17 protein-coding genes are annotated in these 19,240 nt (G+C 43.7%); 15 read left to right on the forward strand and 2 right to left on the reverse strand.

The window, feature by feature from the left end; translation table 11 throughout:
* Positions 1-20: 20 nt before the first annotated feature.
* The 7 genes from J8Z24_RS21635 (at position 21) to J8Z24_RS21665 (ending at position 9,251) form a co-directional block, all read left to right on the forward strand.
* On the forward strand, positions 21-1,895 hold the full coding sequence (locus J8Z24_RS21635; RefSeq protein ID WP_128730746.1) for a phage tail sheath subtilisin-like domain-containing protein: 1,875 nt from the start codon (positions 21-23) through the stop codon (positions 1,893-1,895).
* Between the two features lie 60 nt (positions 1,896-1,955).
* Positions 1,956-2,486 (forward strand): hypothetical protein, encoded by a 531-nt coding sequence (locus tag J8Z24_RS21640; protein ID WP_125251890.1) that lies wholly within the window; start codon positions 1,956-1,958, stop codon positions 2,484-2,486.
* 141 nt (positions 2,487-2,627) lie between these two features.
* On the forward strand, positions 2,628-3,134 hold the full coding sequence (locus J8Z24_RS21645; protein WP_125251889.1) for a hypothetical protein: 507 nt from the start codon (positions 2,628-2,630) through the stop codon (positions 3,132-3,134).
* A gap of 88 nt (positions 3,135-3,222) precedes the next feature.
* Complete coding sequence (locus tag J8Z24_RS21650; RefSeq protein ID WP_125251888.1) at positions 3,223-3,450, forward strand: hypothetical protein; 228 nt, start codon at positions 3,223-3,225, stop codon at positions 3,448-3,450.
* 287 nt (positions 3,451-3,737) lie between these two features.
* Positions 3,738-4,502 carry a T4 family baseplate hub assembly chaperone gene (locus J8Z24_RS21655; RefSeq protein WP_252096029.1) on the forward strand — a complete coding sequence of 255 codons (765 nt, stop codon included), beginning with the start codon at positions 3,738-3,740 and terminating at the stop codon, positions 4,500-4,502.
* A 125-nt stretch (positions 4,503-4,627) separates the two neighbouring features.
* Positions 4,628-8,593 (forward strand): hypothetical protein, encoded by a 3,966-nt coding sequence (locus J8Z24_RS21660; RefSeq protein ID WP_252096030.1) that lies wholly within the window; start codon positions 4,628-4,630, stop codon positions 8,591-8,593.
* A gap of 7 nt (positions 8,594-8,600) precedes the next feature.
* Complete coding sequence (locus J8Z24_RS21665; RefSeq protein WP_125251885.1) at positions 8,601-9,251, forward strand: hypothetical protein; 651 nt, start codon at positions 8,601-8,603, stop codon at positions 9,249-9,251.
* Between the two features lie 50 nt (positions 9,252-9,301).
* Here J8Z24_RS21665 and J8Z24_RS21670 read toward each other — a convergent pair whose 3' ends face one another.
* Together J8Z24_RS21670 and J8Z24_RS21675 are read right to left on the reverse strand one after the other, a co-directional pair.
* A complete protein-coding gene (locus J8Z24_RS21670; protein WP_176033177.1) occupies positions 9,302-9,931 on the reverse strand; it encodes a hypothetical protein in 630 nt (209 codons plus the stop codon).
* Between the two features lie 294 nt (positions 9,932-10,225).
* A complete protein-coding gene (locus J8Z24_RS21675) occupies positions 10,226-10,429 on the reverse strand; it encodes a hypothetical protein (protein WP_252096031.1) in 204 nt (67 codons plus the stop codon).
* Positions 10,430-10,942: 513 nt separating this feature from the next.
* On the opposite strand from J8Z24_RS21675, the gene J8Z24_RS21680 reads away from it, so the two are divergent.
* From J8Z24_RS21680 to J8Z24_RS21715, 8 genes are all read left to right on the forward strand, one after another.
* Positions 10,943-11,494: a hypothetical protein gene (locus J8Z24_RS21680; RefSeq protein ID WP_252096032.1), complete on the forward strand. Its 552-nt coding sequence runs from the start codon at positions 10,943-10,945 to the stop codon at positions 11,492-11,494.
* Between the two features lie 234 nt (positions 11,495-11,728).
* Positions 11,729-12,883 (forward strand): hypothetical protein, encoded by a 1,155-nt coding sequence (locus J8Z24_RS21685; RefSeq protein ID WP_128730750.1) that lies wholly within the window; start codon positions 11,729-11,731, stop codon positions 12,881-12,883.
* Positions 12,883-13,623 (forward strand): phage baseplate assembly protein V, encoded by a 741-nt coding sequence (locus J8Z24_RS21690; RefSeq protein WP_128730751.1) that lies wholly within the window; start codon positions 12,883-12,885, stop codon positions 13,621-13,623. Before J8Z24_RS21685 ends, J8Z24_RS21690 begins: the two co-directional genes overlap by 1 nt.
* Positions 13,620-15,500, forward strand: coding sequence for a hypothetical protein (locus tag J8Z24_RS21695; protein ID WP_252096033.1), 1,881 nt, complete (start codon positions 13,620-13,622; stop codon positions 15,498-15,500). The genes J8Z24_RS21690 and J8Z24_RS21695 overlap by 4 nt, the downstream gene beginning before the upstream one ends.
* 119 nt (positions 15,501-15,619) lie before the next feature.
* Complete coding sequence (locus J8Z24_RS21700; protein ID WP_252096034.1) at positions 15,620-16,978, forward strand: hypothetical protein; 1,359 nt, start codon at positions 15,620-15,622, stop codon at positions 16,976-16,978.
* 43 nt (positions 16,979-17,021) lie between these two features.
* The gene (locus J8Z24_RS21705) at positions 17,022-17,333 is read left to right on the forward strand and encodes a PAAR domain-containing protein (RefSeq protein WP_125251877.1); all 312 of its coding nucleotides are present in this window, start codon (positions 17,022-17,024) and stop codon (positions 17,331-17,333) included.
* A gap of 66 nt (positions 17,334-17,399) precedes the next feature.
* Positions 17,400-17,768, forward strand: coding sequence for a GPW/gp25 family protein (locus J8Z24_RS21710; RefSeq protein ID WP_125251876.1), 369 nt, complete (start codon positions 17,400-17,402; stop codon positions 17,766-17,768).
* A gap of 16 nt (positions 17,769-17,784) precedes the next feature.
* Positions 17,785-19,227 (forward strand): hypothetical protein, encoded by a 1,443-nt coding sequence (locus J8Z24_RS21715; RefSeq protein WP_252096035.1) that lies wholly within the window; start codon positions 17,785-17,787, stop codon positions 19,225-19,227.
* The last annotated feature ends 13 nt before the right edge of the window (positions 19,228-19,240 follow it).

The raw sequence follows: 19,240 nt of genomic DNA on the forward strand, positions 1-19,240 counted from the left end.
ATTAGTAAAGGAGACGCATAATGTCATCTGCACAAGTCATTCTTAAAGAATTAAATTTATCTCAGCGTGTAGGTTCAGAAGCCGGCATGTACGCCGCAATCTTATTACCACAAGCTGAAAGAGGTTCTCTAGAACCGCAACTATGTACCAGTGAAAACACTTTTTTAAACCGTTACACGGTTGATGGTAAGGTTAAAATTGGTGCTGACAACGCACACTACTCTGCACTGACTTATCTTGGTGGCGCAGACAAATTGTACATTCGTCGTGTACTTGGTGATGGTGCAAAGTTCGCAGCAACCGCGATTGGCGAAATGGGTTCTGAAACAGAGTCTAAGCCAATTGCAGATGGCTTCGAAGATTTCTTAGATATCAAAGCAGCTTCACCACAAGCATTCATCCTGACAGCGGCAGATCAAGGCACTTGGGGTAACCGCCTGTCAGTAAAAGTACACAACTATCGTACAGCAGAAAAAGTTGCGTTTAATACAGTTACTGATGAAGCTGATGCTGAAGTACTTGATAGCAGCCTAGCAGTTACGCAGGCTTGGTCTACGGGCTCAGTGGTGCGTTTAGCCGTGATAAAGCAAGCGGAAGATGACAGACTACCAACCGGCATCTCTGGCGATCGCGGTTACTATGTCAAAAGTGAAGAGAGCGGCAAGATCCGATTGGCAACCTCTGCACAAGCATTAGCTGACGAAGAGTACGTAACGTTTACCGATGCTGGTCAAGGTGACATTGTGATGTCATTATTCTCACCAGTGGCCACCACGCCAAATACATTCGTACTAGAAGTCTATCTAGATGATAGCGCCAACCCAGTTGAATCATTTACCTGTGCGTTACGTGAAGATGCGGTAGATGGATTCAACAAGAATATCTTTTTGGATAACGTACTTGAGCAATCTAACTACATTCGTGGTTTCGCAAACCCAAGTTATGTAGGAGAGCCGGCTGATCACGTGCTTAACGCGATTGGTTTTGCAGGTGGTGATTTAGGTGGCGCAGTCATGGCGGGCCACATGATGCAAGCGCTAAAAGAGTTTGAAAACTCTGATACTTACCCAATCAAGCTGTTTATGGATGGCGGCTATGCGGTACCAAGTTATCAAAAAGCATTACTTGCATTATGTGAAAAACGTATGGACTGTTTCGCTTTTCTGTCAACGCCTTACAGCGCTGAAGCAAGCAGCAACTACCTGAATGAAGTGGTTGATTATCGTAACCTTGTATTAAATGCAAACAGCTCATTTGGCGCAATTTACAGCTCACACGTTAAGATATTCGACAAGTTCAACAATCGTGCTGTCTTTGTTTCACCTGAAGCTTATGCGGCACTTGCGGTATCACGCACTGCAATGAACCAAGAAGCTTGGTACCCAGCAGCTGGCCTTAACCGTGGTGTGATCAAAGTACTCGATGTACGCCGTCGCTACGATAAAGGCGAAATGGATCGCCTATACGCCGCTGGTATTAATCCGCTGCGCTTTGCAGCAGGTAAAGGCATCTTGATCTGGGGTCAAAAAACCCTGAGCTCAATGCCAAGTGCACTCGATAGAATCAACGTTCGTATGATGTTAATCACCATAGAACCGGCGGTACGCGATGCACTAGAAAACTTCTTGTTTGAATTAAACGACGAGTCATCACGTGCTATCGCAAGTGCCATGGTTACGTCATACATGAATGGCATCAAGGCACGTCGAGGCGTATATGACTTTAAAGTCGTTTGTGACGACTCAAACAACACACCAGAAGACATTGATGCTGGCCGCATGAACTTATGGCTATTTGTTAAACCGACCCGCAGTATTGAATATATTCCATTCACCACAGCAGTACTACCAACCGGTTTAGATTTTAGCCTAGCAGAACAGTTACTGGCTGCATAAGCGCCAGTTCATTTGATACTTTTGTAGGGTACATACCCTGCACCAATAAAGGAGGCCAATATGGCTGGTTTACAAATTGAACAGATCCGTAACTTAGACGACTTTGCTGTTCTGTATAAGTGGGATGTTTGGTTCACGCCCCCTCCGGCAGTTGCATTCGATCGTAACGACTTAAACGTACGATGTTTATCAAGCTCACTGCCAACAAGCGCCGTGCAGAGCATTGATATTCAAATCCGAGGTCACCATATCAAGCAAGCAGGTATTGTGGATGATGATCACACAATCAATCTCACGTTTGCTGAAACTGTCGATAACACTATCCACAATATGCTTCACAACTGGCGTGAAGCATTGTGGGAAACAGGCATAGGTAAACAAAAGAAACGTGCGGAATATCAATGTGATATGCTACTAACGCGTCTAAATAATCAGGACGAGCCAATCTGGACCTACAAGCTATTTGGTTGTTATTTAGAAAGCGTGGACTGGGGCGGTGAACTAGGTGGTGATACGTCAGATATCATGCGCCCGAGCCTAACTTTATCATACGACTACTTCAAAATGGGCGCTGGTGCTTCTGTACAGTAAGCAACCATAAAGTAATATTCGTGTGGCAACAAAAAGGGTGGCGAGTGCGCCCCCTTTTTTTAACTTTGTACAATATAAAACTTGCTTTAATATATTGTACAATACACAACGTAATCGTTGTGTAAATACGGAGACTGGTCTATGGCTGATTTTTCGATGGAATCAGTACGTAATGTTGATTGGGCTAAAGACTACTTATGGGACTGCAGGCTCATAGACCGCAGTAACTCTGGGCCGGGGCAGTTCACGAATTGGTTCCCAGCTACAACAGTCAACGAAAATTTAGCAACAACACAAAGCTTTACCTTTGAAGCTTATCTTTCATCTTACAGTGTGCCACAAAGCACCAGTGAGACCACTGTAGATATCAGCTTTATTGATGATAGCGAGCATTCGATAAAGCACTGGATAAGCGACTGGGTAAACAAAGATATTTTTGGTGAGGGTAAATTTGTGCGCACCGCCCATGAATGTGTTCGTTATCTACAAGTAAGAATGTTAGACGCACAAAGAAAGCCAACCAAAGAGACAGTTTACATGGTAATACCCGATGGCGACTTAAATTTTTCAGGCACAAGTGAAAGCGGCAGCCATGAAAATACTATAAGTTTCAAGGTACTGGGTATTTTAAGCCAAACAAAAAAGTGACGGTTCAGAGCCAAACACACACTCTGATCACACGTTGATTAAATTAGACGCACCCACCGATGGTGTACAACCTGTTATGGAGATCCTCATGAGTAAATATCGCTTTATGATCGACACCCCACACGGCCGTTTTAAAACGACCAATGAATACGCATATCACGGCTTGGTATTTAAGAGTCGCAATAACGGTGCTCGAAGCGAAGTTATCTGGATGATGAGTAAAGAAATCGCCCAAAAAGAAGCGATAACACTTGCTAAGTTAGGCTTTCTTATTCAAGGGATCTATCCAGCTGTAGAGTATAGAACCAGTATTTAATACCAATTTACCTTACTACATATTCAATTTGAAGGCGTAAATCTGACACTGACTGCATCAAAAATTGCTATTTAGAGCAACTAAGTAGCAATATTTTTGCTTTGCCTATATGGATGTAGCTAGCTTGGCGACAGCACAACAAGATAGCGGAGTTATTGATACGAATATACCGCCTAAAAATAGCTCACGTAGTGACACAAATTAGTACAAACGCGCGATTATCGTAATAGAAGATTAAAAGGTGTCGCCAATAGATGGTGGCAAACTGAGACTGAGGTAATGATACGATGAATGAATTACAACAAGCACCAGACAGAGAAAGCAACTTACCTGATACCATGGTAAAAGTGGCACAATTGCCCTCTCGTGGTTTAGCTTACCCTGTTGGAACAGAAATACATTACAAGCCATATACATTTGGCGAAGTAAAGATGTTTTCCCAGGCACAAGGCACAATGTCTAGTGCAAAAAGCACAGAAAAAATCCTGAATGGTATTAGCGTAGAAGGAATGGATCGCGAAGACATCACATTTTTTGATTTTTTATACATTGCCTTGTTACGTCGTTTGAGCACAATGAATGCCGTAGAGTTTAATTTGAATGTTGAATGTCCACAGTGTCAACATAGTGTGCAACATCAATTTGGCTGGGAAAATTTGCAATTTGAAGACCTAGCGGCACCTAAATTACCCGTTATCGCTGATTTATGTGGCATGACAGACGTTAAATTTAAACCCCTCACGGTCGGCCAGTATTTAGAGTTGACTCGACGCAATGCCGATGAAGACCCAGTCGCTATCGCTGCAATGCAGTCATCTCTTGATTACAAGTTGGCATATAATTTATTTAACAATGCCATTGGCGATGACGCGGCCACACTAGAGGACATCGACAAGTTTTTATATCACGATTTAAAACCTATGGCGGTAACTTGTGCCAATACTGAATGTGGCATTGTTTTTTCAGCTTCTCTAGACGATGAGGCGGCCCTTATCAATCCCTTTCGCAAATCTGAACCAACTACTGGAAGTCGAGTTCGGTTTGGCAATTAAGCAGATATTGTCTCCCACCGAACTGGCCAAGTTCGATTTCGGTATGGCAATGCTGCTACAACAACGATTACGTAAATACTTAGACTCGGGCCAGTAGACCGAGTCATTACATTTTGGAGACTTGTATGGCTAACATCGCTGTGCGCCACATTGACAAATTACGTCAGTCAAATGCCCTAAGCCTCCCTAATTTGGGTGACGTCACAACTATTAACAGCACGCAGCCAAGCGGTATTCGCATTTTTGAGCCGCGCCAAGCGCAGCCTCAAGAGCTCGCGGTGCTGGCAAAACGCTTGCAGTTAGCTTTTGCTCGCTTCAAAAGCCCCTCCCCCAATACGAGACAGGCTAATACTCCTATCTCCAATGGGCAATCACACCCAACTCTAACTACACTCCCCAAAAATACAGCGACCGGTTTGATCAATGCCGTGGTCAGGGGCCTTACTGTCCAATTGCAAGCTCTGAACCTAGATGAACTAAAAACGGCTCAACATAACACAGGACAGTCTCTACAAAATGTTCCCCATGCGCTGAATATAGATAAGCTCCTTCAAGGGCAAGATCTGTCAATCGAGGCATTGCGCGCCACAATGAAAATGCTTGGGCCAATGATCAAGGCTTTTAATGCCAAGCAGCAAAGCGATCATCCAATTTTAGTTCAGGATATCGCGAGACAATATAGTGCACAGTTACAATTAAGCAAAGATCAAAGCCAGCGAGCACAGTGCCACTCGGCCTTAGATTTATTGTCACAAAATGCCGCTGCTGATCACGCACAGCTCAATGTATTAACTCATATGGATAGCACGCTCACAGAACTTGCTAGCCATATAAAAGCGCAGAGTGAGAAGCAACAAAAGCAATCTCAACAATCTCGGGCATTAAAAAGCGCCAGACGAAGCTCAGATCTGAACAACAAAGAAGATAACTCAGACACCACAAAAGACAAGGCAAGCTTGTTCAACATCGACAAAAAAGAGTTATTTAAGGTTGCACTGGGCACAGTTGGGCTTGATGACTTACCAGAACTGGTTAATTTTGATGCGCTTTTCACCAGTCAAAAAGGTGCAGGAAAACAGTCATCTGACGTTAATCAAGTCGCACCAAATAGCAGTACAGCAACTGTTGCAAAACGCGCTTCACAAGCGGCTGTTATGCTTGCACCAACTGACACCGCAATGATGCGGGGCAATACTAGCAGCACAGTGATTTCAACAAAAGCTGCGCTCATTGACGTAGGCACCGCACAATCCACCTTTGATCCGTCAGTGCCCAAACACCACAGCCAAAACAAAAACACTCGACAACCAAATTCTGAGATACAAAGTCGCTCACAGCTCCCCGTGAGTGCAGCAAAAGCCGCCGTGCCCACTCAACAGCACGCAGAGGAAACACACGCGCTACTCAATGCGGCATTACGTAGCCTCAGCACGCAGTTGCAGGCGATTGCCAAAATAAACGGAACAAAGTCGAGCGCGCTTACCTCTGTAAATATAGACACGCTACTCAAGGGACAGCGTTTAGAGACTCACTCTCTTCGTCAGTTGCTGTCCGATTGTGCGCCCTTGATTAGTGCATTTAATCAGCAACAAAAAAGCACTACGCCCATCACGCAAGGGCGTATGACCAATAGCTATAAAGAAATGCTAGTTGATGCACCAAAGCCACAGCAGGCGATATTACAGACACTTATTAAACAATCAACCTCACCACGCCCACAAGAGCAAATAGCTCCCCCTGCTCTAGCTAAGCTCAATATTCTAGGTACAGTAAATGAGGCCTTTGCACGGCTGCAAACGCAACGAGTAACAGCAACTAGACAAGCGACAAAGCCGCGACATAAACCCCAGGTTAATCGCGAGGCTTCAAATAGGCGCGCAGAGCAGCAGTCGATTTTGAACATTGACAAGCATGAATGGTTACGTGTCGCACTTGGTACACTCGGTCTTGATGACCTACCAAATATACTCGATCTCAAAGCATTGTTTAGTGGCGGTAACCCTAAGACTGCCAAACTGGATAAACGTATTGCCAAGCCACAAAACAAAAGCTTGGCTAAGCGTGTGATGGGGTCAGTGACAGAGCTTTTTGCGACCAGGCAACCACCTGGCAACACGGCCAAATCTACCCAAGGTCAAAAAGCGATTGCACCACCACAAGGTCGCGTTAAAACCACCGCGCTGTTGGGAGGGATCACTGCGAGCGACGTTAACCCTAATGCGTCTGTCTCTACAAAAAGTGTTGCAGCACCCAAAACACTGCACCTGAACAATGCCCAAATTACCATTGATAAAGGCAGCACGCTAGTTATTCAAGGTGACAAGCGAACTTCAGCTGCTCACCAGAATATTGCCCATACGAACCAACAAAGAGCAAACCAAGCACGTACGTCAGCTCAAGGTAAGCAAGCACATCAAAAGCGCGCGCGTCAGGTGAAAGCCAATCGCACTACTTGGGCTGCCGCTCCTACACAGTCTTTAGCCAAACTAGCAACTGAGTATTTGCCATCACATGTCACCCACGTAGCCAATCCAGATAAACGCCCAACAACAAAACAGTCTCCACTACATGGGAGGATGAGTTTGCGGTTATTGTCAGGTAACAGCAAAGCACCAACGCGCAGCAACACACGACCTCGATTAGCGACGACAACAGGCTTGCTGAACAAGTATGAAGTTATCACTCAGGTCGCCAGCCTGTTTGGTGCATCATTAGCCCACGACACTGCTAAAAACGCAGCCAGTCACATGGATCCACGCTCTACTCGAATTCAAGGTCAACAAAGCAATATCACGGGCCGACTTCTTAATCTGGGCGCTTCGTTATTCGCTGAACAAAAGGAGTCGCTGTCAGAACTGAATCAAACATTACGCTTGTTCAAAACCATACTTCCAAAGGATGGCTCAGCGGATAATTTATTAGGCAATTTACTAGACAAGCATACCAGCAAACGAGAGAAGCGCACTAATCGTAAACGGAATGGCCGCAGCAATAAAGCGAGACCTACGGTAGTGAAGCGTCTCGGCACTGGTCGCTCCTTTATATCTACATTATCAAGAGGCGCAAGCGCTGCAGTTTCAGGCATAGCATCATTAGCGACAGGCGGAATGGCCGCACTCAGCGGTGCACCGGATACTAGCCATAAAAAAGCGCATAGAAGAGAGGCTAAGCCTCGTCTTGGATCTGAAGTAAAAGCGCAAAGCCGACGCAGGAAAACAACCCAAGGTAAATCAACGGCGAGTAAGGCTCTATCGCATACCAGTAAGTCTATTTCAAGCCGACTCCCATCAATGAAAGGGTTGGGGCGAGCAGTACTTGGAGGAGCTAAACTTGTTCCAATAGCAGGTCAAGCACTCACGGCGGGTTTAGCTTTACTAGATGGCGCAGCTGGATGGCAACGTGCAGATGAAAACTTTGCACTGCAAGCAAATGAAAAAGCCAGCACAGGTCAGAAAGTCGCATCAGCAGCTGGCTCTATTTTGTCCGGGATCTCATTTGGTCAACTGGATGAAGGAAATACCGCGCGCACTTTGTACGATGTTGGCTCTAAGGTGGTGAACCTTGGCAGTCACCTATTTTCAGGGCTTTTTTCCAACGACCCTCAGGGTACAACGAAAAGTTCAAAATCACAGTCAACTCGTTTAATCAAAGCCGCCGCAATACCGTTGACGATGATGACACAACCACACACACAGGCAGCCACCACCCCAGCATCCGGTCAGATGATGGTACAGCAACACATACCGACGCATAGCTCACGCGTTCACACAGCAGCCAAACACGAGCAAAGTAAAGAGAAAAGGGAACAAACAGAAGTTGCCAACCTTGCATCATCACTGCAAATAGATACCAAAACATCGATACCAGAGCCACTTAACGACCAAGTTCTGCGCAAAGATACACTCTCGCACGTGGTCAACACACAGGCCACTGCGAAGAAATTGCCAGCAAGTAGTACTGTAAAACCGGTGTCTGCATCACGTAAGTCGGTGCAATTAAATCGCCCAGCAAGTCGTTCAACACCAGCTCAAAGTAGTTTTGGCATCGATGACTATGGGATTGCGATAATGAACAGTATCTTATTCGATTAGAGGTTATATGAGCGACTATACACTAGATTTAGAAGCACTCGAGTCTGGACAAGTACCAGATGCTAAACTGTATATTGTGACCCCAAACGACTCAATCACAGGCTTCCTCACCGAAGCAGTGACGGTTGCGGGCGCCGCACAATGGGAGGGCAAACAACCGGGACATTTAGAGTCTGCCGATGAAATCTCCAGAACTGCGCACAGCGCGTTAAGCCTATTTGGCATGGCACCCTCACAAATGTCGATGACATCTATTGCATCGACACGAAAGCACTGGCTATCAAGTGAATCGCCCTCCATTCCAATCAACTTTCTCATTGTCGCATATAAAGATGGTATGGATGTAAGACAAAAGGTAGCTGCGCTTTTAAAAACGGTTTACCCATCAGGGCCTGCTGCGTCCATTGCGGGCGTTGACTTATTCTTAAGTGCACCTAACAACTACAAATTTACTGGGCTGGACTCAGCCTCGGGGCTGATAAGCTTAAAAATAGGCCGTTGGTTTGAAGCCAAAAACTTATTAATGGAAGATGTCTCCGCCACTTTCAGCAAACAGGTGACACAAAATGGTTACCCGTTGTATGCCGAAGTGTCGTGCACTTTAACGCCATGGAAGTTGCTCACAGCCGATGAAGCCATTGAAATGATACAAGTGTAAAGGGAGAAGTTGGTTGCAGCATGTTACTTACTGCAACCAAAATAAGTGGTTTAACGTTGCTGTGCGCGCAGCTGACGGGGTTTAACATACAGGGCATAAACCGACAAGACGATGATGCTAATGGTGATACTGTTTAGTATATTTTTAATGGGCAGATAAAGATCGTAAATAAAATACACATTCCAAAATGGTTCGGCGATTTGCCTGCTTACCCCAAACTCGTGCAAATTTCGTAGTAAATTTTCTGAAAAAGCAGCAACATCTATAACTAGAAATCCTGCGAATACAACAACTAAACATGAGTCAGTAAAGATTTTATAACTCAATTCTTGTGCATATCCCTGCTTTTTCAACACATAGCGAGATATTTTGTCACGATTATACAACGCCCATATTACTATAGAGTCGAGCATAGAATGGATCATATAAATTACCGCATTACCAAAAAATGACGAATAGACCCAATACTTAAAGAAAATAAAGAACACTAGATATTCAATGAGTGTAATGATTAATAAGATACAAGATATATGTGCAATATTTATATTCCGCCAATTGGTCACTGTCACGATTAATAAGACACCAATTAACACATTTCTTGATACCGTAGCACTATCAACTATTGCAAAAAGTGCAGAGACAACTACCACTACGAGTATATATAAGTGATTACGGCTCACTTACTTTCTGCCTTTTATTATTACAGCGCTGATAAGTTCCAGTATTCAGCTACTTAGGCCTAACTTCCTTTGGAAGTTGATCACCACCACTACCACCAGACACGTTTTTAAGAGTATCATAACAAACAATTATTTTAAGCTGTTTACGTATATTCTTAGCCATCAAAATATTCTTAAGGTTACAAGTCAAATAAATTAAATAAAACACATATGCCTAATATATCGAACCACAATAGCACAGGTAAAAGCGGGGTTAATTTGGTTTTTGTACAACATTATTTATGAATAAGGCGGTCACAGCGTGTTGTCTTTTTTACGCGCACGGATCGGCCGCTCACCAATTGACTCTTTTAATTCCAAAAAGGGTTGCCACCAACTGTGCTTAATTAGCCCAGCCTGCTTTAACCAAATACCTACGTACTTATGATCGACAGTCTCAGTAATTGAATTTTCTAGGGTCCAGTAATGATTTTTAGAGATACCGACTAGATCAGCCATTTGAGCCTGCGTCAAACGCATCCACTTTCGGAGTCTCCATAAATCATCCCCTGTGAATTGGTACTTCAAAAGGCTCTCCAGTATATAAAAACCACTACTAGCGTTCCAATGCTTACACTCAGCACACCTTCAGCTCAATAAATAGGATAACATTTAAGCTAACTCTAATTAACATAGGTAGATTAACATAACTGAATCTATCTCTGTAGCCTTATTTATCTGAACTAGAGGACATACTATATGTCTCAAAGAGGTCAGCAACTGCTCACACTCTTCGTTCTAAAAAACACAAGACCAAAGAAAACAGGTTTACCATGTACGCGTCGAAGAATACACGTAACATAAGTAAATGGAAAGCCCAACACTATGTTTCAATTAAAAAAGTTCAAAAATCATGGATTCTTTAACTTTTTTTCATATAGGCTTCCACTTGCTACCAACTGGTGCGCCAAACCGAGATGTAGCGCTCTAGTTGGTGAAATAAAACAACTCTGAGAAAGGAGTACAATCTCTATGTATAAATCAGATTATCTTAATACATCAAGTATGCTTACAAGTCTCGCTGGTCAGCACGCTACCCTAAAGGTTAACAACCACAACAACGTGTTTCCTATCTCGACCATTAAACGTGACAGCCAATCACAGCTTGACTCTAGTTTACAGCACACGAATGTGACTTATACACGAGCCTTAAAAGGTCTTATTCAGGAGCGCTTTTTAAAAGACTATGAGGCGCTATTATTCAATATATTAACCGCGTTTAATGGCGCTCCTAACATTGTTAACACACGTTACAAAGTAGCGCTTGTGACAAACCATGAACAACATCTGAGTGAGTTTATGTGCGATCAGCATGATCTCGCTTCATCTGCCATTATTTTACTTTATAAAGATAATGCACAGGGAAACATAGTACCCATAGCAAAGTGGCTACCAGAGAATGATTTGCAAAATCACTTTTTGAAAAAAGTAGCGCAAACATTTATCCGCCATTATCAACCATCTGTCGGTAAAAAAGGCCAAGCGATAGTCAGAAACTGCCTCGCTTTTAATATCGGATTATAATAAAAAACAGCAGAGAAAAGCCCTTGTTGAGCCGCTCTCTGTTATACCTGTTAACATCAAGGTCGACACCAAACACAATTATTATTCACTGACATAATAAAGCTGAAACAGGTGATCCTTGGCAACAACTATTGTACAATATAAATTACTATCCTTATTCAACGCAGTAAGCTAGCATACAGACGAATTAATTCACACAGTTGGTTTTCCAGCACCTAATGAGACTTGATAAGTATGTTGAAAATTGAAGGTCAATACGAGTTAAACCTCGAAATTGGCGGTGTATCTTTGGCCGATTCTCAAGGTAACCTAGATATCCAAGAAATTGAGATGATAGAGACCGTAGGTACCGCCTTACCAACAATCAGCGCAACGCTGATCTGTCGTGATAAAAAAGTCAGGGCTTTGTTTCACGAAGGTAATAGACTCAATGTCATGTTTCGTCGCAACGAAGATGACAGTGATGGGGTTGTGACGTCATTTCAAGTCACTAACGTCATGGTAAAGCGCATTGCGAGCCACTACCTTATTAAATTTACCGGAATTTATGCGGCAATGTCCTATTTGGCAGAGCATCGCCAAAGGGCGCTAAAAGAAAAATCGGCAATAGAAGCAATTACCACGATTGCCAAAACGCATTTCAAAAAGGTAGATAGCAATCTCGCTAAGTCACAAGACCGACAAGTTTGGTTGCAACCAAATGATACCGATAAAAAATTTATTTCTGACATCTGGCTTCATGCTAACTTACCAGACTCTATGCTCATGCTTGCTCCTTGTACCAACGGAGATTTTCGTATTCGAGATTTAAAAACCTTGGTCAGCAAAGCACAGCCTAATTGGGCGTTTTTACCAAACGTGAAGGACAATGCAGACGACAAAAACATTTGGTATAGCGGTGAATATACAATCAATACCAATAGTGGTTTTATCAACCATTGGTTAGGTTATGGCAATCGAGTAGACATCACTGATAGGGACTTGGGTGAATACGAGGAATTACTCGAAATGCCTACGCCAAAGCTCACCAAATCAAATTTATTTCCGCGACGCTCAGATATCGATGGTAGGCGCGGCACACCGCAATGGCTGAACGACAATGTGCACCCCAAATACTGGCATGCACACCAACAAAACATCACATCGCTGGCGCTATTTAGTACCGTCACCGTAACGCTTTCGTATTCTGATCAACTACACCCACAGATGCGCGTACTGGATCTTGTCTCTTTTTTAGAACCAGATAGCACCAATGCTGCCACTGACGAGACCCACACAGGTTTATATATTATCAGTAAACTAAGTCGCAAATTTGCCAACAATCACATCGTCACGACCGTTGAGCTTAGCCGTGAAACTCATGAAGATATTGCTGGAGAGATACGCTAATGGGGCTAATAAAACAATCTGATTGGCTACGTCCGAGAAATGCCCTTCAACGCCAATACGAAGGGACTGTGGTTGATGTAAAAGACCCCAGAATGTTAGGTAGAGTCAAAGTTTCTATTGAAGGCCTCATGGATAGCAAGTTTATCGATATCGATGATTTACCTTGGTGCTATCCTCAATTACCCGCACACCTTGGCAATAATGCGTTTGGCAGCAGCATGTATGTACCAGAGCTACACTCTACGGTATTAGTTGAATTTCCAGAAAAGAGTATCTACCACCCGGTATACCGTTGGCGCGTCAGTAACCGCCAAACGCGCCCAACGGATTTTCAAAGCGAGTATCCTCATCGATATGGCGAAGCAGATGCTCATGGCAATAAATCTATTACCAGTCACGCACCAGGTCTATCATTTAAGGAGTCGCGTCAGCAAGATGGCAGTCAGACATTTAACGATAATGAACGCAGTGTCACTTTACTCAGCGATCCACATGGCACCTTAGTTGAGTTTGATAGAGAAAACCAAAAGCTTTATGCAAGCTTTGCGGGGGTTGAACTCACTATAACTAAAAACGGTATCTTTCTTAATACACCTTCTTTGATGATCAACAGTGCGGATGCTATTTCATTGCTAGCAAGCAACGGAGTGGATGTCGCAACGGCACAAAATGGCATTGGTTTTGAAAACATAATCAATCAAATCATAGGTCAAGGCAATCCAAAAGGAGATAAATCATGACACATCCCAACAGAATACTGCATCGTAAGGATGTAGAAGCGGGTGTCATTGACAACAATCCCTACCCAGCCGATCTCAAGCCTACACAGCTTGAAACAGGTAACGCCATTGATCATCTGACAACAGGAATATTTAACGAACAACAAAGCTCAGATCCCATATTTGCAACTGAGCGTTCACTTAAATACCCAACTTTCAGTTTGCACGGTAAAGCCGGTAATTTAAATATAGATAAAGACGGCACCTATCAACTCAATGGTTGTACAATACAATCATTAAATTATGAAACGCCGGCAACTATTATTTTGCGTAATAGCTCTATTGCCGCTATTCAAGGGAAAATGAAAAACCAAAGTCCTGATGCAAAGATCCGCTTTATTTTCATTGATAGCACATTAGAAAACATCAAAGACAGCGAGCACTTTTTTATCAGTTTAAATGGTCTGTCTAGTTGGAACGGCAACATGTCTAAATGCCGCTTTGGGGCCGTCACTATGTTACAAACTAAGGATTGGATCACAGAGCATAATGTATTGGATTGTGAGCACATTACCATGAGCTTTTCCATGGGACCTCATGCCAAAGTACTGCCTGTGGGGACATTTTTTGCCAAAAACTCAAAACACTGTCGCTTTCAATTCCATGGTACTGACCTCACTATGAACAATAGCCAAGCGATATTGTTCAACAACTGTAGCCATATATTATCCCAACATCATGGCGCAAAGATAAATGCGGGTGCAACTGTTGCCAAGTCCGCCAACCAAGTTGCCATTACACTGCATTCAAGTAATTTAGAAGTCGATAAATGGCTCTTTAAAGATCTGCAAGGTCCAGTGTTGTCGGCGATCAATTCTACTATCAAAGTTAACTCATCAGCCGATAGTGGCATCATGTCAGGCTGTGACGATAGCAAAGTGTATATCGGTCACAACACGCAATGCAGCGCCAGTAATGTGTTATCGGGTAAAAACGGAGTGTTGCAGGTGCAGCATGCTTCGATAAAAGCGACCCAAAGCATTATCGATGGGACAGCCTGTAAAGTAGAGCTACACAATGCCAATTTGGAAGCTTCAGGGAGCGACACTGCAATCATATTATCCAACAACAGTTCCTTGTTGAGTTACAATAGCGACGTAAAAAGCCAAAAAGTAGCGTACACAATAACAGAGAGCATTGTGCGCATTGACGGCGGTAAAGTGCAAGGTGACACCAATGCCCTAAACCTAACCAAGTGCTCAAGCGCGCTATCGATGGTAAATATAACCAGCTCAGATACTGATATTTTACTCAACCAAGGCAGCTTGAACATAGAGGGCGGATCTTTAAGCCAGTCATTAACCGCATCCAAAACCTCCTCGTTAACAATGAGTGGTGTCAACGTAGGAAAAAACATTAGCGTTGCTGATGGTGCAAACACTACTTTACAAGGTAATACCGTGGGCGGCGATCTCACTATCAGTGGTGGCCACTATCAAGGTTCTGGCAATATTTTTTCAGGTAAAGGTAGCGTTTCTGCAGCGATGGGCACTATCGGTAAAGATAAATTCGGTAAGGCACTGTCTCTCAAGGGTGTCCACATGCTCAGTGAAGTCAACGCAGCTAATGTGAGTAATACCGGATTTATGCTACTTGAAGGTGGCAGCGGCTCATCGAGTCTTGCTAAAACCAAACGGGGCTGGCACGTAACAGGCTCGATGGACTGGGTCATAGATAAAGATCTCTTTATGAACGTGGGTAAGAACCTCGATTATCGCATAGCACAAAATGCAAACTATAAAGTTGGCAAAAATCTTAGCTACAAAACAGGCAAAACAGAAACACACAATGCAGGCACACAAATCGCATTGAAGGCACCAAAAATTACTGAGAACTAATGAAATGAGGATTTATCCTCCCTTCTCACTATTGTACAATATATAATTAAGCTGCTCATACGCGAGCAAAATCGATGTTAGCATAATTACGCTTTTTAAATGAGACTTGAGAAACGACTATGACGGATCAGCTACCTGATGGCATCAGCCAGCGCTTAAATGAGCTAAGCACACAAGTGTTGAACGCCCATCCAGATTTACAAACGCTTTGTGACATCAGTATTGTCAACACACGACAGCAGCTCATCGCAGATATTAATACAATCAGCAACGACATGAAGTCGCAAATGCGCCAATTGGGCACATTTTACACTGCCATGAGCACCAATGGACGCGCGGTAGAGGTATCCAATGACGAATTTCTTTATCAAACGATTGGCGGAATGAGCCGCTTATTTGCTTCAATTGCCAACGGGGAGTATTTCGAGCCACTACGGGCGCCGCTTTTCGAACTTACCCAACTGTCTGATTGTAATGCTATTGCTTCGCAGCTCTCGAACATTCGTAATACTTTGTATTCATTAAAAAATATCGCTCAAGAGCTGCTCGATTTTGCAAAAATAGTCAATGAGTTGCTGTCAACCGCCATGCAGCATTTAGCGCAACTAATGATGGAAATAGGCCAGCTCACGGAGCCTAATTCTCCATTTGAGCACTGCTTCACTGCTGTGGCCACCTACAGTCAAGACATAAAGCAAAATTATTTTAATATTCAGCAACTCCAAGCAGGACTTGAAGACGGTTCAATTGACGATGAAGACATTGGACTCTGGGCCACCAATAAGGCAAGACATGCCTCTCAACTCTCAGAGCGATTGATTGAATCAAAGCAAGCGCTTAGTGGGCCTGCACAGCAAAAACTAGAGACCGAGATTGAACGCTTTGTCGCTAACAACTCGGTGCAGCCTAACGAGCCAATCCCGTCAGTGGACTTTTCATCTCAAAGCTGGCGCGCTTTGCGTGGTGAATGGCAGTGGCTCGGCGAAAACGAAGTGGTGCTGAGTGATTCGAGCTACTATCGGCGCGGATACTATTTGTATAATGATATTAACGATCCAGATTGGCGAGGGAGTTTAACCGTGCATCTAAAAAGCACGGCGCTGCATCGATACGCTGCCGGTTTTTGCCTAGGCTATGACCATGAGGAACAACTGATCAGTATTGTTAAAAGAGGCATTGGCGGCGTAATGAGTGTGGCTGTTGATCAAGTCACCTTCAACACACCAACCAACTACGTACCTTTGGAAGATAATAGCAGCGGCCAATCGTTTCAAACTTGGTCAGAAATAGAAGGAGTAGAGCTGAAACTCATCAGCGATGACTCAGGCTTCAGCGTGCTGGCAAGAGAGGTAAACACTGACACACCGTGGGATCAACTCCATTTTGACAGAGCCGAGTTTGCAGAGCTTGAGCTTGGCTTAATTACATTTGGCCAAGAAATTCAGTTTGAGTTGATTTCCAGAGTAGACGCTCAGTGATTATTGTACAATATTATTAACTTTCCGCTACGAGAGGTTTATTATGGTATTACCAGCACTAAACAACGCGCGACTAGGTGACAGGTGGGTTGGCATTTGTGTATGTCACCCAACCCCCATTCCAATGACAGGGACAATTTTACGCCGAGGCGCAAAGACCGTCATTGCACAGGGTAAACCAAAAGCACGGTTCGGCGATATTACCTCATCTTCATGTGGTCACAAGGGCGTTATTGTCACAGCGTCAGGGTTTACTAGGGCTGAGAAAAAAAATGATGCTCGGATCACTGACTTGGTGACAGGGTGTAATATTGGCGTCATAGTGTCAGGTGCCAGTAAAGTCAAAACGGCCTAGATAAACGCGCCAATCAGATAAATTGTACAATGTGCTTCTAATGAGACTAGATATTGGAGTTTTTAAATGGCGTTATATAGTGACGTTAATCAATGTGATATGTTTACTGAACATCTCGTCTCTGACGAAGAGTCCGTACAGCAAGCATTAAATAACCTATTTAATACACGTCTCGGTGAGCGCGTATTCCATCCAGAATACGGGATGGATATTGAACATCTATTGTTTGAAATAATGGATGACGAGATTGCTTTTAATATTCAACACAGGCTGAATAATGCCATCACCCAGTTTGAACCACGCGTCGTTATCATGTCTTTAAACGTGGAGATGATACCTGACGAGCATATTTACTCTGTGAACTTACTTTATAGTATCAAAGGCTTAGGTGATAGAACCTTTACCTTCACAAAAAAACTGCAGACCAAAGATTAACACGAGGTAATGCCCCATGTCACAAGACTTGATCCAGCCTGACTCGTTCAGCTACGAACAAATACTGAACGATCTCACCGGCAAATTAGAAGAAAAATACTCCGAAACCGATGGTGCTTGGCGCGACTTTTACAAATTTGGTACCGGGCAAATTATTCTAGAATTACTCTCTGCAGTCGGTTCATTTACCACATATTCTGCACTTGCAAATCGACGAGAGGCATACCTACACGAAACTCATTTAGAAAGCTCAGCTCGCGCAATCGCGGGGCCTCTTGGCTACTCTGCATATCGTGGTAGCAACGTGAGCCTGCGTTTATCCATTTACACCTCAAGTGTCACCACTATCAAAAAGTTCGACAAAGTCGGTGAATACGAAGATGAGTCTGGCGTATATGATTTACTCTCATTGGGAGATTATACGATTTCTCCGCCAAGCAGTGAAAATGCACTACCGACACAAATCGATGTTGCCATTGGACAACTTGCCACAACATCTATCATATTGCCTACCTCTAAACCGCAAGTATTTAGATTTACAGAAGAAAATGTCAGCGAGCACTTTGAATTAAAGCTCAACAATAAAGCCGTGCCGCACAGTGAAGATGTCATAGATCTGATCAATGGCAAATATGTTTGTATCACCAACACGGTGGGTTCCATTGATGTAATGGCTATTAATGACTACCTAGCAGATACCGATAAGTTCAGGGCCGGATATGAATTGTCACTACTGTATATTCAACTGCATGAAAACAAGCGCGTGCAGTTGACCAATATTAACCTAGAAGTCGGCACGTTAGAGAACGTGGCGATCGCGAGTCGCTATCAAGCTCCAGATACCGTCGGCGAGATACAGGTAAAAGGCCCGCTTCGCCACGAAACCGGGCGTGTGATAAGAGGCCGTCACGACTATATGAAGCGCATCACTGAAGTGCTCCCAAATGCCATTGATGTACGAGCTAAAGATTTAGATTCAGCAAAGCAAATGATCGCCTACATTATTGACACCGAGCAGCCTCTCACCGAAGCAGAAAAAGAAAACGTAATAGCACAGGTCGCACCGGAAGAAAATCGCCCGATGGGTGTAACACCGCCAGTATTGGTAAGTGGTCGTGTTGTAGAAGTGATCTTAGAAGTACAGATCATCCCTAAAAAAGGTAATCAACTCCCCTCTTCGATTGATATCGATGTGCTCCAATCTTTGGCTCAATTTGAAAACCGCTTAGGTCTAAAGCTAGATTCTTTTGACGTAGAAAGTGCCATTCTAGCTGATCTCCCTTACGCCAAGGCCGTGCGCATAGAGGTGCTCCCAGCCCCCGATATCAGCGATGAAGAACTGGAGCAATGGCAACCACTTAACATTGCTTGGAGTGAGTATTTCAAATTCATGCCACGTGTGTCGCTATATGACTCAAGTAAAAGCTTTGAAGCGACTTCAGGTCCCGCTCAGCGTTAGTGCATATGGAGAG

Origin of the sequence: Pseudoalteromonas sp. SCSIO 43201 (assembly GCF_023716725.1) — a bacterium.
Taxonomy (GTDB): domain Bacteria; phylum Pseudomonadota; class Gammaproteobacteria; order Enterobacterales; family Alteromonadaceae; genus Pseudoalteromonas; species Pseudoalteromonas peptidolytica.